At 71.8% G+C, this 21190-nt stretch carries 22 protein-coding genes and 1 pseudogene; 11 read left to right on the top strand and 12 right to left on the bottom strand.

Annotation, left to right across the window (positions count from 1 at the left end; translation table 11 throughout):
• Positions 1-310 precede the first annotated feature (310 nt).
• Together ACYVOO_RS40105 and ACYVOO_RS40100 are read right to left on the bottom strand one after the other, a co-directional pair.
• Entirely contained in the window at positions 311-742 is a 432-nt protein-coding gene (locus tag ACYVOO_RS40105; RefSeq protein WP_461020655.1) for a DUF2267 domain-containing protein, read from the bottom strand.
• A 233-nt stretch (positions 743-975) separates the two neighbouring features.
• A complete protein-coding gene (locus ACYVOO_RS40100; RefSeq protein ID WP_461020654.1) occupies positions 976-1395 on the bottom strand; it encodes a PPOX class F420-dependent oxidoreductase in 420 nt (139 codons plus the stop codon).
• 322 nt (positions 1396-1717) lie between these two features.
• Between ACYVOO_RS40100 and ACYVOO_RS40095 the strand changes: the two are divergent.
• Positions 1718-2310, top strand: a pseudogene (locus ACYVOO_RS40095) (isochorismatase family protein).
• Positions 2311-2384: 74 nt separating this feature from the next.
• Here the strand turns inward: ACYVOO_RS40095 and ACYVOO_RS40090 are convergent.
• The 4 genes from ACYVOO_RS40090 to ACYVOO_RS40075 all read right to left on the bottom strand — a co-directional run bounded on the left by ACYVOO_RS40090 (position 2385) and on the right by ACYVOO_RS40075 (position 5716).
• Positions 2385-3476, bottom strand: a complete 1092-nt coding sequence (locus ACYVOO_RS40090) for an NAD(P)-dependent alcohol dehydrogenase (RefSeq protein WP_461020653.1) — start codon at positions 3474-3476, stop codon at positions 2385-2387.
• 95 nt (positions 3477-3571) lie between these two features.
• Positions 3572-4039 carry a DUF4334 domain-containing protein gene (locus tag ACYVOO_RS40085; RefSeq protein ID WP_461020652.1) on the bottom strand — a complete coding sequence of 156 codons (468 nt, stop codon included), beginning with the start codon at positions 4037-4039 and terminating at the stop codon, positions 3572-3574.
• 113 nt (positions 4040-4152) lie between these two features.
• The gene (locus ACYVOO_RS40080) at positions 4153-5040 is read right to left on the bottom strand and encodes a hypothetical protein (protein ID WP_461020651.1); all 888 of its coding nucleotides are present in this window, start codon (positions 5038-5040) and stop codon (positions 4153-4155) included.
• 214 nt (positions 5041-5254) lie between these two features.
• Entirely contained in the window at positions 5255-5716 is a 462-nt protein-coding gene (locus ACYVOO_RS40075) for a MarR family winged helix-turn-helix transcriptional regulator (RefSeq protein ID WP_461020650.1), read from the bottom strand.
• A 262-nt stretch (positions 5717-5978) separates the two neighbouring features.
• Between ACYVOO_RS40075 and ACYVOO_RS40070 the strand changes: the two genes are divergently transcribed.
• From ACYVOO_RS40070 to ACYVOO_RS40055, 4 genes are all read left to right on the top strand, one after another.
• Entirely contained in the window at positions 5979-6173 is a 195-nt protein-coding gene (locus tag ACYVOO_RS40070) for a ferredoxin (RefSeq protein WP_461020649.1), read from the top strand.
• Positions 6174-6280: 107 nt separating this feature from the next.
• Positions 6281-7492, top strand: coding sequence for a cytochrome P450 (locus ACYVOO_RS40065; RefSeq protein ID WP_461020648.1), 1212 nt, complete (start codon positions 6281-6283; stop codon positions 7490-7492).
• Positions 7493-7697: 205 nt separating this feature from the next.
• Positions 7698-8411 (top strand): acyltransferase, encoded by a 714-nt coding sequence (locus ACYVOO_RS40060; protein ID WP_461020647.1) that lies wholly within the window; start codon positions 7698-7700, stop codon positions 8409-8411.
• Positions 8408-9148 (top strand): SGNH/GDSL hydrolase family protein, encoded by a 741-nt coding sequence (locus ACYVOO_RS40055; RefSeq protein WP_461020646.1) that lies wholly within the window; start codon positions 8408-8410, stop codon positions 9146-9148. Before ACYVOO_RS40060 ends, ACYVOO_RS40055 begins: the two co-directional genes overlap by 4 nt.
• Positions 9149-9214: 66 nt before the next feature.
• Here the strand turns inward: ACYVOO_RS40055 and leuA are convergent, their stop codons facing one another.
• Positions 9215-11032: a 2-isopropylmalate synthase gene (gene leuA, locus ACYVOO_RS40050; protein ID WP_461020645.1), complete on the bottom strand. Its 1818-nt coding sequence runs from the start codon at positions 11030-11032 to the stop codon at positions 9215-9217.
• A gap of 229 nt (positions 11033-11261) precedes the next feature.
• Between leuA and ACYVOO_RS40045 the strand changes: the two genes are divergently transcribed.
• Positions 11262-12038: a FadR/GntR family transcriptional regulator gene (locus ACYVOO_RS40045; RefSeq protein WP_461020644.1), complete on the top strand. Its 777-nt coding sequence runs from the start codon at positions 11262-11264 to the stop codon at positions 12036-12038.
• A gap of 38 nt (positions 12039-12076) precedes the next feature.
• Here the strand turns inward: ACYVOO_RS40045 and ACYVOO_RS40040 are convergent, their stop codons facing one another.
• A complete protein-coding gene (locus tag ACYVOO_RS40040; RefSeq protein WP_453349767.1) occupies positions 12077-12826 on the bottom strand; it encodes a peptidoglycan recognition protein family protein in 750 nt (249 codons plus the stop codon).
• 201 nt (positions 12827-13027) lie between these two features.
• On the opposite strand from ACYVOO_RS40040, the gene ACYVOO_RS40035 reads away from it, so the two are divergent.
• A complete protein-coding gene (locus tag ACYVOO_RS40035; RefSeq protein ID WP_461020643.1) occupies positions 13028-13321 on the top strand; it encodes a hypothetical protein in 294 nt (97 codons plus the stop codon).
• Positions 13322-13357: 36 nt separating this feature from the next.
• Here the strand turns inward: ACYVOO_RS40035 and ACYVOO_RS40030 are convergent, their stop codons facing one another.
• The 3 genes from ACYVOO_RS40030 to ACYVOO_RS40020 all read right to left on the bottom strand — a co-directional run bounded on the left by ACYVOO_RS40030 (position 13358) and on the right by ACYVOO_RS40020 (position 16267).
• Positions 13358-14086, bottom strand: coding sequence for an aspartate/glutamate racemase family protein (locus ACYVOO_RS40030; RefSeq protein ID WP_453349769.1), 729 nt, complete (start codon positions 14084-14086; stop codon positions 13358-13360).
• 93 nt (positions 14087-14179) lie between these two features.
• On the bottom strand, positions 14180-15661 hold the full coding sequence (locus tag ACYVOO_RS40025) for an NCS1 family nucleobase:cation symporter-1 (RefSeq protein ID WP_461020642.1): 1482 nt from the start codon (positions 15659-15661) through the stop codon (positions 14180-14182).
• Between the two features lie 339 nt (positions 15662-16000).
• Positions 16001-16267, bottom strand: coding sequence for a hypothetical protein (locus ACYVOO_RS40020; RefSeq protein WP_461020641.1), 267 nt, complete (start codon positions 16265-16267; stop codon positions 16001-16003).
• Between the two features lie 321 nt (positions 16268-16588).
• Here ACYVOO_RS40020 and ACYVOO_RS40015 point away from each other — a divergent pair, with 321 nt between their 5' ends.
• Together ACYVOO_RS40015 and ACYVOO_RS40010 are read left to right on the top strand one after the other, a co-directional pair.
• Positions 16589-17188, top strand: coding sequence for a hypothetical protein (locus tag ACYVOO_RS40015; RefSeq protein WP_461020640.1), 600 nt, complete (start codon positions 16589-16591; stop codon positions 17186-17188).
• A gap of 250 nt (positions 17189-17438) precedes the next feature.
• Positions 17439-17903, top strand: coding sequence for a DUF6336 family protein (locus ACYVOO_RS40010; RefSeq protein ID WP_461020639.1), 465 nt, complete (start codon positions 17439-17441; stop codon positions 17901-17903).
• Between the two features lie 104 nt (positions 17904-18007).
• On the opposite strand, the gene ACYVOO_RS40005 is transcribed toward ACYVOO_RS40010, so the two are convergent.
• The gene (locus ACYVOO_RS40005) at positions 18008-18919 is read right to left on the bottom strand and encodes a LysR family transcriptional regulator (RefSeq protein ID WP_461020638.1); all 912 of its coding nucleotides are present in this window, start codon (positions 18917-18919) and stop codon (positions 18008-18010) included.
• 145 nt (positions 18920-19064) lie between these two features.
• On the opposite strand from ACYVOO_RS40005, the gene ACYVOO_RS40000 reads away from it, so the two are divergent.
• Positions 19065-20099 carry a fumarylacetoacetate hydrolase family protein gene (locus ACYVOO_RS40000; protein WP_461020663.1) on the top strand — a complete coding sequence of 345 codons (1035 nt, stop codon included), beginning with the start codon at positions 19065-19067 and terminating at the stop codon, positions 20097-20099.
• A 56-nt stretch (positions 20100-20155) separates the two neighbouring features.
• A complete protein-coding gene (locus tag ACYVOO_RS39995) occupies positions 20156-21127 on the top strand; it encodes a cyclase family protein (RefSeq protein ID WP_461020662.1) in 972 nt (323 codons plus the stop codon).
• Positions 21128-21190 lie beyond the last annotated feature (63 nt).

The raw sequence follows: 21190 nt of genomic DNA, 5'->3' as shown, positions 1-21190 counted from the left end.
CGCCCACGAATTCGGCATCTCCCAGATGCACGTCTCCCGCCTCATCTCCGGCGCCTGCCGCCGCATACGCGAAGAGATCGAGAACACACCGGAGGAAGAGGGCGAGGAGGGCACCGTGGACGCGTAAGAAATCGGCCCGCGGTGGTGTGAACCCGCGCCACGGGGTTACCCGCCTCCTACCGGTAGCGCAGGCACGGCGCCCGGGACGAAGCCCCTCCGACGCTTCGTCCCGGGCGCCGTTGTGCGGCCGGTCCGTACGGCCGACGCGTGTTCTAAGGGCCGGGCCGAAGCGGAGGGGCGGGGCCTCGGGTCAGGCCGGCACCGTCGACACGGATGTGGGCGCGGGCGTGTACGTGGGGGTGAGCTGGGCCTGGCCGAACAGCAGCGCGTACCCGCCGGGCAGTTGCGCGAGGATCCGCGCGAGAAGGCCGGGGTCCATCAGCCTGGCGACGGCGCACAGGACGGAGCCCGTGTCCCAGCGCGCGGGACCCACGGAGGTGCCGGTGCGGGAGGCGATGTCCTGGACGAATCCGAAGCCGGTGAGCCGCTGTGTCGCGGGGATCTGCGCGGCGAACTCCATCGCCGCGGGGCCGGGCAGGAGGGCGGCGAGTTCCACCCGCTCCTCGCCGGTCACCTGGCGGCCGAGCGCCGCCAGCACGGTACGCGTGATCCGCTCGGCCTTCTCCCTGGTGGGATACAGGCCTTCTTGTCTGACCTCTTCGACCAGCTCGTCGAACGTCATGCCGCTCCCCCCTCGCACAGAGAAGCCCCGGCCGGTTCGCGGAACGCGCGGGCGCGCATGAGCATCACAGGTCTCTCCCTTTCGTCTACGCACTGCGTGCGATGCCCTACGCCTTCTTATATAGCGCCCCACCCATAAAGTTGACAACTATGGGCTCAAGGGAGCCCTTGCGCGCCGCCCGCGCGGTGGGCCCGGCCAGGCAGGGCCCACCGCGCGGCACCGGTGACGCCGCGTCAGCCCGGCTGGCTGCTGTCCTTCAGCGAGCCCCAGCCGTGCCAGCGGTCGATCTCGATCCAGGCGCTGGTGCGGGTGCGGTCGCGCTGGGGGTACTGCTCACCGAGGTAGTGGCGGGCCAGCCGGTCGATGTCCGTCAGACCCTCGTCGGCGCGCAGTTCCACGACGCGGCCGATGATGCTGATGTGCGTGTACCAGTTGCTCTCGTCCAGCACGGTGAGCGTGACCCGGGGGTCGTTGCGTACGTGCTCCAGCCGCTTGCGGCCGTCGTCCATGTTGACCAGGACCCGGCCGCCGTCCCAGAGGTACCAGGTGGCCGTGGACACCGGCTGGCCGTCCGACCGCAGCGTCGTGATGACGGACGGGTTGGCCTTCTCCAACATGGCGACTGCCGCTTCCGGAAGCGGTGGCTTCGACATACGGGGCACTCCTCAAGGCATCGCTTGCGCTCGTTCGTCCACCCTGCGCCCTCGGCCGTGACCAGGACCAAGCCCGGGGGCGGGCGGGGCCAGGGTGAGGCCCCCAGCCTGGCACACCCTCCCCCGCGAACACGGGAGCCCTCACCGGGCACGACGGTGTGCGCGTCCGCCCCGCGCCATCGGCCCGGCCAGGCATGACCCGTCGGTCCCCTCGGCCGTGCCCCCTCGGTCGGGTGAACGTAGGGCGGGATCGGCGGCGCGCGCGTCGGACGTGGGCAGTGCTTCAGGCGGAACGTCCGCGAGAAGAGAGCGACCGCAGGCCATGGCCCGACGCGCACTGCTCATCATCGACGTGCAGAAGGACTTCTGCGAAGGAGGCAGCGTCCCGGTCAGGGGAGGCGCGGACAGGGCGAGCGCCATCGCCGGGCTGGTGGAGGAGACCGGGGGCGACTACGCACATGTGGTGGCCACCCGCGACCACCACATCGACCCCGGCGACCACTTCTCCCCGCACCCCGACTTCCACGACTCCTTCCCCGCACACTGCGTCGCCGGTACGGAAGGGGCCGCCTTCCACCCGCACTTCGCCGCCACGGCGGAGTCCGCCGCCGTGGACGAGGTCTTCTTCAAGGGTGCCCACTCCGCGTCCAAGAGCGGCTTCGAGGGTGCCACCGAAGACGGTGCCGCCCTCGCCGACTGGCTCCGCGAGCGCGGTGTCGAGTGTGTCGACGTCGTCGGCATCGCGACCGACCACTGCGTGCGGGCCACCGCGCTCGACGCCGTGCGGGAGGGGTTCGCGGCGCGCGTCCTGCTCGACTACACGGCGGGGGTTGCTCCCGACACCACCGAGCGGGCGCTGACGACCTGCGCGCGGCGGGTGTCGAGCTGACGGGGCGGCCCGTGGTCCACGCCTGAACCTGCGCCAGCCGGCCGTCATGGCTGGTCCGGCGCCCGTCACACGTCACACGTCGCCCGTCACACGTCGCCCGTCAGGGGAAGGTCAGGACGGGCTTGATGACCTCGCCGGAGGCGGCGGCCCGCGCCGCGGACTCGATCTCGGCGAACGGGAAGGTGGTGACGAGCCGGTCCACCGGCAGATCCCCCTGCCGGTGGAGCCTGATCAGGCGGGGGATGAACTCCGTCGGCACCGCGTCGCCCTCTAGGGCACCGTGGAGGGAGATGCCCTTGCCCATCAGCGTCATGATGTCGAGGGAGAGCTTCGCGCCCATGCCGACCAGCGCGAGCGCGCCGCGACGGCGCAGACCCGCGACGGCCTGGCCGATGACATCGGGCCTGCCCGTGGTGTCGAGGGCGTGGTGGGCACCGCCGCCGGTGAGATCGCGGATGGCGGCCACCGTGTCCTCCGCTTCCGAGGGTGCGATCGCCGCCTTGGCCCCCAGTTCCTCGGCCAGCGCGCGCCGGGCGGTGACGGGTTCGACGATCACGACCTGGCACCCGGAGGCGACCGCGGCCATGAGCGCGCTCAGGCCCACGGCTCCGGCACCGAAGATGGCGAGGTGCGAGTCCGCGGTCGGGGACAGGACGTTGAGGACGGTGCCCACGCCGGTCTGCACACCGCAGCCGAGCGGTGCGGCGAGGACGGGCGGCAGACCGGCGGGGAGGCGGACGGTGTTCGACTCGTGGGCGAGCGCGTGGGTGGCGAAGCTGGACTGGCCGAAGTAGCCCCCGAAGACCGGGGTTCCGTCGCGGGAGAGCGGTGTGGTGCCGTCGCCTCTGCCCCCGCTGGAGTTGAGGGCCGTGCCACGGAGGCAGTACGCGGGGTGGTCCTCGGCGCACATCTCGCAGGCGCCGCAGCTGCGGAAGCTGAGACACACCGCGTCGCCGGGAGCCACGGAGGTCACCTCTCTGCCGACCTCCTCCACCACTCCGGCGCCCTCGTGCCCGAAGACCATGGGCATGCGCTGTCGCGGCCAGACGCCGCGGGTGCTGAGGTCGGTGTGGCAGATGCCGGTGGCGGTCATTCTGACCAGGATCTCGTCAGCCCGGGGCGGCGCGAGGTCGACGTCCCGCACCGTGAAGGGCCCGCCAGGGGACTCGACCAATGCTGCCTGAATACGCATGACGGTTCCTCGCGTTCTCGGCCGTGCGCCGACACCGGTGCTGGAAGAGGTGCTGCCGTGGGACGGGACGTACAGGGGGTGCCGTGAGCGTGTGCTCAGACCTGTTCGAGGAGGAAGTAGTAGTGCCGCCCTCCGTCGAGCGTGCCCTTGCCGTTCATGATGCCCATGAGGGTGTTCGCGTCGACCCGCTTGAAGTGGTCGAGGACGGGCTGGCCGTCGTAGACCATGGTCGCCGTCGACTCGCCGCGGAACTCGACCATCCACAGGCTGGCCTCGCCCTTGCCCGTCCTGGTGTCGGAGTACAGCTCGCCCTCGGCGTCGCGGCACATCAGCGGCTTGGCGTCCATGACGGAGTGGAAGGTCTTGCCGTACCAGCCGATCTTGGCGAGGCTGCCGTTCAGCTGATGGCCCGTGCGGAACTCGTCCCCCTTCCAGGCGCCCAGGATCTCTTCCGGCCGCACGGTCTCCAAGGCGGCCCAGATCCGGTCCAGTTCGTCGGTGGAGACGGGGCCTTCGGCTGTCCTGAGCGCGGTGAAGCGGGCGCGTGCCTCTTCGAGGTTCATCTGGACTGCTCCTTCTCGTCACCGCCGACGACCGGTGCCGTCGGCTGCCGCCGCCCTCGCACATACTGCCGGGCATCGGCACGGTTTTCAGCCTTCCCCAGGGATGGCGCATGTCATGTACGGGGTGCGGGGGCGGGTGCAGATGCGGGCGCGGGGTACGTGGCGGAGCGTGGGGCGACGACGAGATACGGGCGGCGTCCGGCGTCGAGATACCGCTCCGTGGTCCAGCCCCGCGCCTCCAGCTCGCGCGCGCACAGCGCCAGCCCGGCAGGCGGCCCCGGCTCCGGCTCGGGGCCCGGCTCGGGCCCCGGCGCCGGAGCGGCTGGTCCGGCGGCTATGCGCCACTCGACCCGCACCGCGCCACGCGCTTCCGGCTCCGGCGGATCCGTCACGCGGTACCCCTCCCGTGTGAAGCGCCCGCCCGCCGCGCGGGCCGCGGGCGGGACACCGGCGGCCTCCAGCGCGAGGGCCACGGCGTGGACCATGCGGTGCCGTTCCCACTCGGCGGGGACCTCCAGGGGCGCGGGCAGGTCCGTGTTGGTGATGCGGCGGATCTCCAGCAGTTGCTCCCAGGCCCGCGCGGCTGCCGCCGCGTGCGCCGCGGCGGCGTCCGGAGCCGTTTCCTGGTCCGCCTCCCGGGGGCCGTCCACGCGCTCGTCCCCCGTCGTCGCGACGAAGCCCCCGCTACGGGCAGTGTCCCCGGATCCGCCAGGCCCCGCGCGTCCCGCACCCGCCCCCGCACCCCGCTCGCCCTCTCCCCCGCCACGGTCAGCGCCGCCCGAGCGCAGCAGGCTGGTACGCATCTCCCACCCGGTGGGGGTGAGATAGCGGGCGCGGCGCGGCCCGTAGGTGCGCGCGAGGCCGTATCCGACGAGTTTGGCCAGGGTGGCGGGGTGGCCGTGCAGCTCGCCCGTGCGGGGATCGGCATCGCGCAGGGCCCGCCGCTGGGCGCCCGTCAGACCGCGCCCGCCCGCTTCGGCCCAGCTCCGCGCTCCGTTCACGGCACCTCCGCCTCCTCTCGGCCCGGCCCGCCACCGGACCGTCTCCCCCGCCCCGGCGGCCCCGCCGCTGTGCCCTCTCCACGGGGTGCCGGTCCCATTTCCTCAGCGTCGCACGCACCACTGACAAGCCCCCGGCGCCGGGAGGCATCCGGCGGGGGTGCCGGGCCAGAGAGGGGTGCGAGACCCCGGGTCCCGGGTCCCGGGTCCCGGTGCGTCAGCGCCGGTACGTGTCGACGATGCGGTCGATGACCACGGCCGTCGTCCGCAGCTCGTCGGCGGAGAAGTCCTCCAGCGCGTCGGTGAGCCACTGCCGTCCCGTCTCCTCGGCGCGGGCCACCGCCTCCCGGCCTTCGCGGGTGATCGCCGCACGGCGCACCCGCTGGTCGCCGGGCTCGGGCGCGGTCTCCACGAGCCCGCGCTCCTCCAGACGGCGGACCTCGCGCGTGACGTGGGGCGCCTTGACCATCAGTCTTTCGGCCAACTCCCCCATGCGCAGCGGCTCACCGGCCCGCGCCAGCGCCCGCAGCAGGGCGAGGGCGCCGCGGTCCACGGTGAGGCCCGACTCGGAACGCAGGCGCGAGTGGGCCTGGTTGCCGGTCATGACGTAGGCGAGCGCCGAGAGGGAGTCGTAGAGCCCCGCCATCGGCGTCGGGCGGGGCGAGTCGGAGTGGTCCACGCCCCGATGATGCCGTACGGCGCCCGGTGCCGAGCCTTCGTGTACCGGGGTCACGGGCCCGTGCGGCGGGCGCCGGCGGGGCCAGGGGGTGTCGTCGGAGTCCCGTCCGGGCCGCGCGTGCGGGCCCGTGGCCAGAAACATGCCCCATACATGTACGAGGGGATTCTCGCGGGCCTTTCGCGCTGCTACCGTCAGCAGCACGTAGTTACTTTTGTTAAGTAACACGTCTTCCGTTCTCCCGATCCCCCGTGAGGAGACCGACATGCGGATCACCGTGGAGGCCGACAAATGCTGCGGCGCCGGACAGTGCGTCCTGGCAGCGCCCGAGGTGTTCGACCAGCGCGACGAGGACGGCACCGTCGTCGTCCTCGACGAGGCACCGCCCGAGGAGACCCACCCCGCGGTCCGGGAAGCCGCCCAGCTCTGTCCGGCCGCGGCCATCGCGCTCTCCTCTTGACGCGCGGAGGGGCGGGCCCCGGCCAGCCCCGTTCCGGATCGGCCCGGACCGGCCCGGACCACCCCCGGCCACCTCGAAGCACCCCGCACCACCGTGGAAGGACGACGATGACCGAAGCGCCCACCGCCCCCGCCTTCACCACACGCCGCGCGTCAGGCTGCCCCTTCGATCCCCCTCCGACGACGAGCCGGCTGCGCGAGGAGGGGCCGCTGGCACGTGTGTCGCTGTGGAACGGGTCCACGGCATGGCTGGTGACCCGGCACTCGGACCAGGTCGCGGTCCTGCGCGACCCCCGCATCAGCGCCGACAACAGGCGCCCCGGATACCCGAGCATCAGCGCGGCCGGAGAGGCCACGAGGGCCCACAACCGCACGTTCCTCACCATGGACGAGCCCGAACACGCCGCACAGCGGCGCCGGTTCACCGGGGACTTCACCGTCAAGCGCATGCAGGCCATGCGTCCGCGCATCGAGCGCATCGTCACCGAGCTGCTGGACGCCATGGAGGAGGCCGGGCCACCGGCCGACCTGGTCACCGGCTTCGCGCTGCCGCTGCCCTCCCTGGTCATCTGCGAACTCCTGGGCGTCCCCTACGAGGACCACGGCTTCTTCCAGCGGGCCAGCGCCGTCATCGTCGACACCCGCAGCACCCCGGGGGACGCGCTCACCGCCTCCCAGGAGCTGACGGACTATCTCAGCGCCCTCGTCGCGGCGAAGGCGCGTGAGCCGGGCGACGACCTGCTCAGCCGCATGGCCACCCAGCAGTACGCCACCGGGCAGAGCACCCTCGACGAGTGCGCCAAGCAGGCGCGGCTGCTGCTCGTGGCCGGGCACGAGACGACGGCCAACATGATCGCTCTCGGCACGTGCGCGCTGCTCAGGAACCCGGACCAGCTCGCCGCCGTACGCGACGGCGGGCCTGAGCGGGTGGCGGGCGCGGTCGAGGAGCTGCTGCGCTATCTGACCATCACGCACATGGGACGGCGGCGGACCGCCACGGAGGACATCGAGATCGGAGGGCAGCTCGTCCGGGCAGGTGACGCGGTGATCTGCGCAGCCGACCTGGCCAACCGCGACCCCGAGGTCTTCGGGGACCCCGACAGGCTGGACGTGGACCGGCAGGCACGCGGCCATCTGGCCTTCGGCTCGGGACCTCACCAGTGCCTGGGCCAGAACCTCGCCCGCGCCGAACTCCAGCTCGCCTACCCCACGCTGCTCCGGCGCTTCCCCGGGCTGCGCCTGGCCCGGCCGCTGGACGAGATCCCGTTCCGCGACGACATGGCCGTCTACGGGGTGCACGAGCTGCCCGTCGCGTGGTGAGCGGCTGAACGGCTGAGCGGCCCTCCGAGGGTGACCGCCCGGGCCTGGGACCTCGAGGCTCCCGGGTCCGGGAACCGGCCGCGCGTTCACCGGTGCAGCGCGCGTGCGAAACGACCACCTCCCCGCGCCCCCCGAAGGGGCCATATCGCAGCCGGAGGGCCCCGTTCCCTGTTGGCATGCACGGGCAAAGGGCATAACCGTTCGCATGTCAGCAGCCGCAACAACCCGGTTCGCGGAACGGGTGCGCCGGTACGCCTGTGATGCCGTCCAGTTCCTCTGGGCACAGGCCGAGAAGCACGGGAGGATATCGGCCGCCCGCCCGGCGCGGCTCCGCTTCGCGCACATCGGCGAGGGCGCGTGCATCGCCTTCCCGCCCGGAGCGATCTTCGGGGAACAGTGCATCGCGATCGGCGAACACACCCTGGTGGGGGCGCAGGTCAGCATCTCCGCGGGGTTGGCCCCCGGCCAGGACCTCGGCCCCGGCACCGTCGTCGACATCGGCGGACACTGCTCCATCGGGCGGGGCAGCCACATCGTGGGCCACAAGTCCATCGCGATCGGGGATCATGTGTTCCTCGGCCCGTACGTGTACGTGACGGACCAGAACCACACCTACGCCGACCCTCGGCGGCCCATCGGCGGACAGCCCCCGGTCAACAGCCGGGTGGCCATCGGTGACGGGTGCTGGGTGGGTACGGGCGCGATCGTGCTGCCCGGCACCCGGCTCGGCCGCAATGTCGTCGTGGCGGGTGGCGCGGTCGTGCGCGGGAGATTCCCCGACCACTGCGTCATCGCCGGTGTCCCGGCCCGAATCGTCCGCCGCTACACCCCGGGACGCGGCTGGCACGCGGTCTCCGCCGCCCGCGAGGGGACCGCCGCTGAACCCGGCCGATGCCCCGAACCCGAGGAGGCACCGTGAGGAAACCACCCGAGGGCGACATCCCCATCATGATCGTCGGGGATTCCCTGAGCCACGGCAGCAGCGGCGACTGGACGTGGCGCTACCGCTTCTGGAAGCACCTGACGCACCACGGCGTCAGCGTCGATCTCGTCGGCCCGAAGAACACCCTCGACAACATCCGCACTGCGGAGGTGGGGGACGACGACGAGACGTACGCGGACCCGGACTTCGACCGCGACCACGACGCGCAGTGGGGCCGCCCCTATGTGACTGAGAAGGACGTGATCGAGGAGAAGGTCGCCGAGTACACGCCCGACTACCTGCTGGTCCTGCTCGGCATCAACGACCTGTTCTGGTACGACGTCGAGCCGCCCCAATTCGCGGACAACCTCCGCGAGTTCGTCACCAACGCGCGCCGCGCCGCGCCGGACCTGCGCATCCTCGTGGGCACCGTCATGGAGACCAGGAAGGCCCTGGACGAACCGGACTTCGCTGCGAAGGTCGACGCGGTCAACGACCGCATCCGGGCCGTCGCCGCCGAGGAGTCGCTCGTCGTGGCGGACACCGCGAGGGAGTTCCGGGCGGCCGAACACAGTTGGGACGGCACCCACCCCAACCCCGACGGCGAGGTGCGCATCGCCGCCGCGTTCGCCGACCGGCTGGCCGACGTGTACGGGCTCGGCGCCCGCTATCCACGCCCGTATCCGGTGCTGGACGCCATCGCGCCGGAGGCGAAGAGTCCGGCGGACGGCTGACGCGGCGGAGGCCCGCCGCCTCTGCGAGCCGACGGGCCGACGGGCCGACGTCCGAGAAGCGGCCGGTCAGCGGGCGCGGTTCACCGCCGCCGTGACCGCACGGACGGAGGCGGTGAGGACCGACGTGTCCTGCCCCGCGCCCCAGACGGTCCGTTCGCCGACACGGCACCGCACATAGGTTGTGGCCGGGCTGTCGGGGCCTGTGGTGGTCGCGTGCTCGGTGTAGTCGAGGATGTCCACCGGCGTGCCCGCCGCGCCGAGCGCCGCGGAGAAGGCCGCCAACGGGCCGTTGCCCAGCCCCTCGTACGCGCCCTTGCTCTCACCCCCGCCGGTGGCCAGTTCGCAGGTGAACCGGTGCTTGCCCTCGCTCACTTCCTCGGTGCGGAAGGATTCCAGGACGACCGGTCCCCGGTGTCCGGGGTCGAGGTAGGTGGCGCGGAACAGGTCCCACAGCTCGTCGGGCGTGACCTCCGTTCCTCCGGTGTCTGTCGAGTGCTGCACCACCCGGGAGAACTCGGCGCGCAGCGCCCGGGGCAGGTCCAGGCCGTGGTGTGTCTGGAGCAGGTGGGCGATGCCGCCCTTGCCCGACTGGCTGTTGACGCGGATGACCGCCTCGTAGGCACGCCCGATGTCCTTGGGGTCGATGGGCAGATACGGCACGGCCCACGGCGCCTCCTCCTCGGGGACGCCGAGCGCTCGGGCACTTTCGGCGTGGTGGGCCAGCCCCTTGCTGATGGCGTCCTGGTGGGTGCCGGAGAAGGCGGTGTGGACGAGGTCGCCGCCGTAGGGGTGCCGGGGGTGCACGGGCAGCCTCACGCAGTCGGTGACGGTGTCGCGCACCGCGTCGATGTCAGAGAAGTCGACCATCGGATCGACGCCCTGTGCGTGGAGGTTGAGGGCGAGGGTGACCAGATCGACGTTGCCGGTGCGCTCCCCGTTGCCGAACAGGCAGCCCTCGACGCGCTGCGCGCCCGCCAGCACGGCGAGTTCGGCGCAGGCCACGCCCGTACCCCGGTCGTTGTGCGGATGCACGGAGAGGACGACGGAGTCGCGCCGGTCCAAGTGGCGGTGCATGTACTCGATCTGGTCGGCGTAGACGTTGGGGGTGGCGACCTCGACGGTGGCGGGCAGGTTGTGCACCACCGGGCGGTCGGGCGACGCGTCCCACAGTCCTGTGACGGTGTCGCAGACCTCCAGGACGAAGTCGGGCTCGGTGAGGACGAAGACCTCGGGCGAGAACTCGAAGCGGATGTCGGCGCCCGGCCTGGCGGCGGCCAGACGCGCCATGTGCGTGGCGGCCTCCTCGACCACCCCGAGGACTTCGGCGCGGCTGCGCCCGAGGACCACGTCGCGCCAGGTGGGTGCGGTGGGGATGTAGAGGTGGACGAGGGTGCGCGGCAGTCCCTCGACGGCCTCGAAGGTGCGGTCGATCAGGTCGGTGCGGGCGGGCGTGAAGACCGAGACGGTGACGTCGTCGGGGACGGCGCCGCTGGTGGCCAGGTGACGCACGAAGTCGAAGTCGGTTCGGCTCGCGGACGGGTAGGCGACCTCGATCTCCTTGAACCCCATGGCGACGAGCAGGTCGAACATGCGGCGTTTGCGCGGGGTGTCCATCGGCTCGGCCAGAGCCTGGTTGCCGTCCCGCAGATCGACGGGCACCCACAGCGGGGCCCGCTCCAGGCGTGCTTCGGGCCACCGGCGGCCGGTCAGCGGCACGTCGGTCCTGCCGAAGACGGAGCGGTAGCGGTGGCTCGGCATCGCGCTGGGGCGCTGCGGGTTCCAGGACGGCGCGTCCGCGGGAAGCGGCCCTTCGGGGGTCCGGAGTGCGGGAAAGCGGTGGGAGGCCACCGGGGCCACGGGGGACGTGGGGGACGTGGGCGTCATGACGGGAAGGGCCTTCCTCGGGTTCGGTGGGCGACCAGCAATGCCCGAGCACCCGCGGCGGGGCGCCGGTCGGTCAGACCCCGCCGCGGCAACCGAGGAGGAGAAGCGCACGCGGCATCATGGCCGGTAGACTAGGCACACATCAGGTCCTCAGACAAGTGACTGGGTCACGGACCGCGACGACGCGACGACACAACAACGAGACGACGACGAGACGGAGGTGAGCGGCGTGCCCCTCGGCACCGTCCGCCCGAGCCCCCTGGTGGAGCGGGTCATAGAGCGGCTGCGCGGCGAGATCGAGGGCGGCACATGGCCCGTCGGCGCCAAGTTGCCGAGCGAGACGACACTGGCCGACGAGCTGGGCGTCGGCCGCTCGACGGTCCGCGAGGCACTGCGCGCGCTGTCCAGCGCGGGGCTGGTGCGCGCCCGCCAGGGCGCGGGCGTCTTCGTCACCGCCACCCGGCCCGCCGAGGAGTGGCCCGACCGGCTGCGCCGCGCAGCGCTCGCCGACGTCTACGAAGTGCGGATGCTCGTCGAGGCGCAGGCGGCCCGGCTGGCCGCGCAGCGGCGCACCGACGAGGACCGCGCCGCCCTCGAAGCGGCCGTCGAGGCGCGCCGGAAGGCGTCCCACGCCGACGACACCGCGTTCGTGGACGCCGACATCGCGCTGCACGCCGCCGTCGTGACCGCGGCCCACAACCCGGTGCTCACCGATCTGTTCGCCGAGTTCGTGCCGGTGCTGCGGGGCGGCCTGATCGAGCTGCTGAAGCTGACCGGGCTGCGCGAGCGGGACACCAACCACGGCGACGCCGCGCACGCCGCGCTCGTGGAGGCCGTGTGCCGGGGCGACGAGGAGGACGCGGCGCGCACCCTCCAGGAGGAGCTGGCCGCCACGCTCGCCACCCTGCGCGCCCCGGACACGAGAGCCCAGGACCCGGTGGCTCTGGACCCGGGAGCCCAGGACCCGGGAACGCACATCACGGACGCCTCCCCCGCCGCGCCGTAGACCCGTAGGCTGCGGTGGGGGCCCAGCCCCTCAGCCCTTCAGCCCCCGGAGGCTTCGGCGCGGAGGTGGCCGCGCTGGAGGCGGGCGACCTTGTCGCGCAGTTCGGGCAGCTTCGCGTAGAGCGCGTCGCCTGGGCAGTCGGTCTCGTACGCGTCGCGGTGCCCCGACACGACGTCGAAGCTCGCCGAGGTGTCTTTATCGACCCGGCTCTGGTCGCTGCGGGAGACCATCCGGGTCCTGCCGTGCGGGTCCACGCCGGGGCGCAGCTTCCAGGCGATGACCTCGGCCACCGCCGTCAGCGCCGCGTCGGGCACCTTCATGCCCTCCTCGAAGGTGCCGAGGAGGGCGATGCCGATGCTGTCGTCGTTGAAGCCCATGGTGTGGGCGCCCCTGACCGGCCGGTTCACGCCGCCGGAGCGGCCCTCGTAGACGTTGCCGCAGCGGTCCACGACGAAGTTGTAGCCGATGTCGTCCCATCCCCTGCCCACGTGGTCCTCCTGGAGGGCGCGGAGCAGGGCGGGCGAGTCGGCGCAGTCGTAGTCGTTCTCGTGGTCGGTGTGGTGGATGAATGCCGCCCGCACACCGTGTGTGTAGGAGGCGCGCTCGCGGACGACGTCCTCGTCCGCGTGCCACGCCGCCCGCGAGACGATGTGCGGGCGGGGTATGGCAGACGTTGACTCGGACCCGGGACGACGGTGCTCCCGGGCCGCGTTTCGCATGGATGCGTCGCACGTCACCAGCAGCACAAGCGGCAGGGCCATGGCGACCGCGACTCTGGATGGCCGCATGCGCCCCACCGTGCGCCGCCCGGGGGACGCCTGCACAGGTGAACGACTCCGTTCGGGTGACGGCGCCCGGCCGTCCCGTGGGACAAAACCGCCGGTCACGGCAGAGATCACCGCGCCAGGGGAGCCGTCCGCAACCGTTCGGGCCCGGACGCCGTCACCTCAGAAGAACCACCCGTCACACCCCCGGCAGGAGACCCCGGCATGACCGACAAGGCGCAGCAGCGGCCCGTCGAAGAAGACCAGCACCACCCCGACGCTCCCTGGTGGTGGGGAATCGGCCCGGTCGGCGCCGCCGGCCTCGTCGTCGTGGGGATCGTCGCGGTCCTGTGGCTCTTCCTCGGGCTGCCCGGCACGCCGGAGGACGCGACGATGACCTACTACTCGGCTGCGAAGGTCGCCGCCGTCGGCCTGGTCGTCGCGGGTACCGCCGCGCTCGGGCGCTTCCGCTCCCGCGCTTCGGGCGGCGACGAGGACACCGCGAGCGGCGAGAGCTGAGCCGGATCCGGAAGGCCGGGGGCCGGGGGGACCGGGTCAGGCGCCCGGGCGCGGGGGCCAGTTGGCGATGGTCTTGGGGCGGGGCGCCGCGTACGTCCGCACCTTCGAGGTCGACAGCCCCAGGCGCACGAGGGACTCGGCGACGGTCACGGCGGCCGTGACCCCGTCCACCACGGGGACGCCGGTGCGCTCGGTCACGCGCTCCGCCAGGCCCGACATGCCCCCGCAGCCGAGGCAGATCACCTCGGCCCGGTCGGTCTCCACGGCGCGGGCCGCCTCCTCGACGATCGCGTCGACGGCGGCCTTCTCGTCCCGCTCCAGGTCGAGCACGGCGAGCCCGCTCGCGCGCACGGAGGCGCACCGGGCACTGAGCCCCGCCGTCAGCAGCCGGTCCTCGATCAGCGGGACGGTGCGGTCCAGGCTGGTGACGACCGAGTAGGTGCGGCCGAGGAACTGGGCCGTGGTGGCGGCGGCCTCGGTGATGTCGACGACGGGGACGTCGAGCAGCTCCTGGAGCCCTTCCCTGCCGTGCTCGCCGTACCCCGCCTGGATGACGGCGTCGAACGGCTCGGGGTGGGCGCGGACGGCCTCCATGACCGAGACCGCGGCCAGGTAGCTCTCGTAGTTGCCCTCGACGGACTCCGCGCCGAAGTGCGGGGTCAGCGGGACGATCTCGGTGTCCGGTGACGCCACGCTCCGGGCCTGCCGGCCGATCGACTCGGTGATGGAGGCGGTGGTGTTCACGTTGACGACGAGGATGCGCATGGCTCGGCCTTCCTGGGTTCCCGGGCGAGCGGCTGACCGGGGGCTTTCAGCGGCTCGTCCGGCGGATCATTCGACGGCTCGACGGTCAGCGGCTCATTCGGCGGCGACGGCGATGGCCTCGCCGTCCACGTCGCGGTACGCGGAGGTGCGGTCCGCGATCAGCGCGTAGATCGCCGCACCGGCGAAGGCACCGATGAACCAGGAGAACCCGGCGACGGGCTTGAAGTAGGGCACCAGCGCGAGGACGACGGCGATGCCGGCGGCGGGCACGAATGCCCAGACGGCGCGGGGGTTGTAGCCGCGGCGGTAGTGGTAGTCGCCGTGCGGGTCCTCGTTGTAGAGGTCGGGGACGTTGACCTTGGACTTCCGCAGCAGCCAGTAGTCCGCCATGATCACGCCGAACAGCGGCCCCAGCAGCGCACCGAGCCCGCCGAGGAAGTAGTTGACGACCAGCGGGCTGTTGTAGAGGTTCCAGGGGAGGATCACCAGCCCGATGAGGGCGCTGACCAGCCCGGCCCTGCGGAAGTTCAGCTTGCGCGGGAAGAGGTCGACGAGCGCGTAGATCGGTGCCACGAAGTTGGCCAGCAGGTTCACCGCGACCGTCAGCGCGACGAGGGCGATCGAGGCCACCGCGAGCAGGAAGGTGTTCGGGATCGTCTGGACGATGTCGGTGGGGCTGGTGATGATCCGCCCGTCGAGCTTGAACTGCGCCCCGCTGAGCACCACCGCGATGAGGGCGAAGAAAAGCATGTTCACGGGGATGCCGATGATGTTGCCGCGCACGATGGAAGCACGGCTCTTGGCCGACCGGGTGAAGTCGCAGAAGTTCAGCACGAACGTCCCGTAGATCACGACCCACAGCGCCGCGCCCTGGAGGACCTGGAGCCACATCGCGCCGCCGGTGAGCGGGGAGTCGGTGGAGAACGCGATGGAGCCGTCGGCGCGCACGAACATCCACACCGCGAGCGCGCACATGGTGATCAGGGTGGTGGGTGCGGCGAAGGCCATGTAGCGGCGGATGACCTGCATGCCGTAGCTGACGATGACCACCTGGAGCGCCCACAGCACCAGGAAGGTGATCCAGCCGAGTGCGGAGAGGCCCAGGGCCGTGTGCTCGTCGAGCGTCTTGAGCCCTGGCGCCATGGCCACGAGGAGGGACTTCAGCACGGCCGAGGCGAGATAGGTCTGGATGCCGAACCAGGCGATGGCGACCCCGCCGCGGACGAGCGCCGGTATCTTCGCACCCTTGATGCCGAAGGCGATACGGCTCATCACCGGGAAGGGGACACCGGTCTTCTGCCCCATGTAGCCGGACAGCGTCAGCAGCAGGAAGAGCAGCACGGAGGCGAGCACGAAGGCCAGCAGAATGCCCCACACGCTCAGTCCGAGCGCGAAGAGGCCGATGGCGAAGGCGTAGTTGCCGAGGCTGTGCGCGTCGTTGGCCCAGAGCGTGAAGACGTTGTACGTGCCCCAGCGGCGCCCCTCCTTCTTCGTGGGGGCCAGATCGTAGGTGTACAGGACAGAACTGGCGGTGCTGGTGGCTTCCGCGTGCGACCGGTCATCCACAGCAGTCATCAAACTGCCCCCGAGTTTCCGCTAGGGGTCGCGGCGAGGTCCCGTGATGACCACGCTCATGATGAGGGGGGCGCACCGCAGGCTTCGGCGACGGTGATGGGTGAGGGTTTCCATAAACTGGAAAGTAAATTCCGCGCGAATCCAGAACGTAGTTTTCGCCGGGGCCCACCGTCAAGAGGTACGGGACGATGACTTCGATCATGCGGACCAACCGCCCATGACCGGCCGGAATGCCCGCTCCCGCCCTTATCCGGACGCACTGCGGGCCCCCGTCCGGCTCGGGACGGGGGCCCGCGGCGCGCTCGGTGCGCACGGCGCGCACGGTGCGACGGCCGGTGATCAGCCGCTGTACATCCCCTGGAAGAACATCAGGCCGATGATCATGCCGACGACCAGCCCGGCGATGGACACCCCGATCGCCGTGGTCGCGAGCCGCTCGCCCTTGTTCTTGGCGACCACGCCGCAGACGATCCCCGCGATGCCGAAGCCGGGCGGGCAGAAGATGAGCGCGATGCACCCCAGGACGATCCCCACGATGCTCAGCGTGTTGGAGTCCCCCCGCGGCGGCTGTTGTGGCTGCTGACCCGGGCCACTCGGATACGACATGTCTCCCCCTGTCTCTGCACATGACAAAACAATCGCCCGGTCATCTGCCCCGGAACGGGGGCCTCAACCGCCCCGTATGACACTGAAGTTCGAAGCGTCCAGACGGCAGTGGACAGTGGTATGACGCGGCCACGGACACATGCCAGGCGGGGTCCTGCCAGGGGCGCGACCTGTGTACCGCACCCGTCGAAAAAACGATTCGCACTCATCCGTACAGGTGAGAAGCCCTTTCCGGATATTGCACGGTGACGTGTTCACCACGTTCCGTAGTCGTGGCACGCGTCCCACATCGCACGTTCCACGTCCCGAAAGGGTTCTCGCATGAGCATGTCCCCCCGTCGATGTACCGTCAGCCGCCTCCTGGCCACCGCCGCCGCTGTCTCCGCGGCGGTTCTCACCGTCCCCACCGCTCAGGCCGCGGCACCCGCCACACCTCAGGCAGCCGCACCCGCGAACGTCTCCTGCCAGGCGGGCGGCACCGCCGAGTTCTCCCCCGGCCTGCTCCCCATCCCGGTGCCGCGCGACACCAACGTCCAGTACACCGGGCAGGACCACTCCTGCACCGGCAGCACGGCCGAGGGCGCGGAGATCGCCACCGCCACCTTCAACGGCGCCTTCGACGTCCCCATGTCCTGCGAGATCGGCGGCTCCTCCACGCCCGCCACCGGCTCCGGCACGGTCACCTGGAAGACCAAGGACGGCCAGACCCTCAAGAGCAGCCTCTCGCTGACCATCACCGGCCAGATGTTCAACAGCGCCACGATCGACGGCAATGTCACCGACGGCGCCTTCCTCGGCGGCAAGGTGCACGGCAAGTTCAAGGTCGATCTGCTCAGGGAGGGCATCAACTGCGCAGCGCAGAGCTTCACCGGCGGTCTGCGCAAGGCGGCCTACGACGGCAGCTTCACCATCAACGCCTGACCTCACGGCACTTGAGGTGAGCGCACTCCGCCGATAGCCGGTGGGCCCGGCCCCTGCCCCGTCGGGCCCCACCAGCCAGCGCGAAGGACCCGCTGAACGAACCCCGTTCAGCGGGTCTCGCGCGTGACGCACTCTCGCATTACGCCGCGGCTCTGGCCGCGGGGGAGCGTTCCCGGACGCGGTGGTGTCGCCGTGCACCGGAAGAGGGTGCTCGGGCTGCCCTCGGATGTGCTGGGATAGCGTGCCGCTCATGACGCGTACGCAACGAAACGGGGGCCGTCCCTCGCCTGGTGCGGCCACGCCCCAGGTGGCCAAGGACGAGGACGGGGTGCGTCTGCCGCGGCTGCGCTTCCGGGAGGTGGTGGTGCGTGGTGCGGTGCAGGGGGTGGCCGCTGTCGTCCCGCTCGCGGTGAGCATGTTCTTCGTGACCGATCACCACGACCGCGAGACGTTCCTCGCCGTGGTGGCGGGGTTCGCCATGGTCTTCGCCGGGGTGGGGATAGTCTTCGGGATCTTCTTCTGGACGGCCTGCGGAGGCGACATCCGGCGCTGGCGCGACATACGCACCATCACCGGCCAGTACGAGGCCGTCACGATCATGGCTCCGGCCCTCGTACGGGCCGGTGTGCTGGCCCTGGTGCTCTTCCCGTGCGCCCTCGGCCTCTACCACCTCGTCGACGCGGCGGCGTACGACTCCTGGCTGTACGGGAGTTGAGCCCGTAGAGGTCTCCGGCCGGGCCCGCCACCGCCCCCTCGTCGAGACGGCGGACGCGAGGGGCGGGAGAGGCGCCGCGCACACCCCACCCCGCACCCCACACGTCACCCCACCCCGCCCAGCCCCTCCGCCACCCGCACCGCCGTCTCGCGCAGCCAGATGTGCGCGGCGTCGTGCGTGTGGACGGGGTGCCACCACAGCGCCTCACGCAGCGGAACCGCCTCGTAGGGGCACTCCATGACGCGCACCGGGGCGACACCGCTCAGTTGCCTCGCCAGGCGCTCCTGCACCAGCGCGATCCGGCGGGTGCCCGCCACCAGGTGCGGGAGGGTCTGGAAGCTGTCGACGGACACGTCCACGCGGGGCTCGATGCCGAGCATGCCGAGCTGCCGTACGGCGGGCGCGTCGTAGGTGCGCTGGTACGTCACCCAGGGAAGGCGTACGAGGTCCTCGGCGCGCAGTTGCTCGCCGACCTCCTCATTGTCGGCGGAGACGAGGAACACCCAGCGGTCCGCGTGCAGATCGGTCGCGGGGAAGTCGCTGATGATGCCGTGCGGCATGAGCAGCCCGTCCACGCCGCTCAGCAGGGGCCCCGTGTTCTCGACGATGTCCAGCGGGGTCTGCCGGAAGCTGAGGCGGACGTGCGGCGCCTCGTGGTGGAGGGTGCGGGCGAGTTCCGCGCCGAAGACGGCGACGGCGTAGTCCGACGCGATGAGCGTGAACGTATGCTCCTCCGTGCGGGGGTCGAAGTCGGCCCGGCTGGTGAAGAGCCGGTCCAGGAGGTCGCACACGGTGGCGGTGCGGTCCAGGAGCACCTGGCCCAGGGCCGTCAGCTCGTACTGGCCGCCCGAGCGCGCCAGCAGTTCGTCCCCGAAGTGACGCCGCAGCCTGGCCAGCGCGGCGCTCATGGCGGGCTGGCTCAGTCCGACGCGCTGCCCCGCGTAGGTGACGTTGCGCTCCTCCAGCAGGGCGCGGAGCGCCACGACGAGGTTGAGGTCGAGGCTCGCGAGATTCATATCCGTTCTCCCTCTGCGGCTTTTGCACCCTGCGCCACCGCTCTCACCAGCGGTGATTTACCGTCTGGATGAACCATATCCAGGGGATCGATTTCCCGGATCATGCCGGGCGGGGCCAGATTGGACCTCTCGACATCGGGAGGACATCCACGTGACATCCGTTAGCGGTCAGCCCCTCTTCGACGGGCCCTTCGCTCTCGCCACGCTCTCGGCCGCCGACGACGCGGCCGGCACCTCGGCCGGCACCTCGGCCGACGGCCCCTTTCCCGCGCTGGTGACCCCCGAAGGGCGCGCGCTCGGCCTGCGGACCGCGCTGGACGCGCCGGGGCTGACCGTCCGCGGCCTCCTGGAGCGCTGGGACGCGACGCTGCCGCGCCTCGGAGCCCTCGCCGCCGACCCGTCGGGTGACGGCTGGCTGCCGCTGGACGGGCTGCGGGTGCACGCGCCCGTCGAGCCCCGGCAGATCTTCCAGTCGGGCGCCAACTACCGGCAACACGTCATCGATCTGGAGGCCGCGCACCGGCCCGCCGACGATCCGCGCACCGCCGAGGAGGCGCGCGCCGAGATCGCCGGGCAGATGGACCGTCGCGCCGCCGAGGATCTGCCGTACGTCTTCACCGGGCTGCCCAGCGCCCTGACCGGGCCCTACGACGACGTGGTCCTGCCGAGGGAGGCCGCGCAGCCGGACTGGGAGCTGGAGCTGGCCGTGGTCGTCTCGCGTCCCGCCTACCGTGTGCCGCGCGAGAAGGCGCTGGAGCATGTGGCCGGGTACACCATCGCCAACGACCTGACCGACCGGGCGGCGGTCTTCCGTCGCGACATGCCCGCGATCGGCTCCGACTGGCTCGCCGCCAAGAACGCACCGGGCTTCACACCGCTCGGCCCGTGGCTGGTGCCGGCGGCGCACGTCGGCGATCCGGGCGACCTCCAGGTGACGCTGCGGCTCAACGGCGAGACCATGCAGGACGAGTCGACGGAGGACATGCTCTTCGGCGTCGCCCGCCTTGTCTCCTACATCTCGGACCGCGCCCAACTGCTGCCGGGAGACCTTGTGCTGACGGGCAGTCCGGCGGGCAACGGCATGCACTGGGGGCGGCTGCTGCGGGAGGGCGACGTGATGGAGGGCACGGTCACCGGGCTCGGCACGCAGCGCACCCGCTGTGTCGGGGAGGACGCGTGAGCGGACGTGTGAGCGGACATGTGGGCGGACATGTGAGCGGACATGTGGGCGGACATGTGAGCCCCGCACGCCCCGACCCCCGTGATCCCTCGGGCGCGATAGCCGAGGCCGCGGCGGCGTGCTCCAACTGGGGTCGTTGGGGCGAGGACGACGTCCTGGGCACCCTCAACTTCCTGGACGCGGCCAAGCGGCGCGAGGGCGCGGCGCTGGTACGGCGCGGGGTGAGCTTCTCGCTGGCGCAGCGTTTCGACACGAACGGCCCGCAGAAGGGCTGGCGACGGCGCACCAACCCGGTGCACACCATGACCGACACCGGCACCGACGCGGCCCTCGGCAACCAGGGCTTCCCGCACGGCATGGGCGGCGCCGACGACGTGATCGCGATGCCGCTCCAGTGCTCCACCCAGTGGGACGGCCTCGGCCACATCTTCGACCACGGGAAGGCGTGGAACGGGCGTCCGGCCGAGGAGGTCGTCACCTCCGAGGGCGATCTGGTCACCGGCATCGAGCACATGGCGCCGCACATCGCGGGGCGCGGCGTGCTGCTGGACGTGGGACGTGTCGTGGGCACGGGCGGCGAGCTGCCGGACGGCTTCGCCGTCACCGAGGAGCACCTGGCGGCGACGGCCGACGCGCACGGGGTGAGCGTCGGCCGCGGCGACCTCGTCCTCGTCCGCACGGGCCAGCTCGCGCGTGTCCGGCGCGAGGGCTGGGGCGACTACGCGGGCGGCCCCGCGCCTGGCCTCTCCTTCACCACCGCGGGCTGGCTGCACCGCACCGAGATCGCCGCCGTCGCCACCGACACCTGGGGGTTCGAGGTGCGGCCCAACGAGTTCGAGCACGCCTTCCAGCCGCTGCACCAGGTGGCCATCCCGCACATCGGTCTGACACTGGGCGAGATGTGGGACCTCGACGGGCTCGCCGAGGACTGCGCGGCCGACGGTGTCCACGACTTCTGGCTCACCGCCGCACCGCTGCCCGTCACGGGGGCCGTCGGCTCTCCCGTCAACCCGGTCGCCGTCAAGTAGGGGCGGTCGCCGTCGAGTTGGCGGCGCCGCACACCGGCCGACGCGCACTCCCGGCCGCACGCA

Source organism: Streptomyces daliensis, from assembly GCF_054782395.1.
This window is presented reverse-complemented; position numbering and strand designations above follow the sequence as displayed.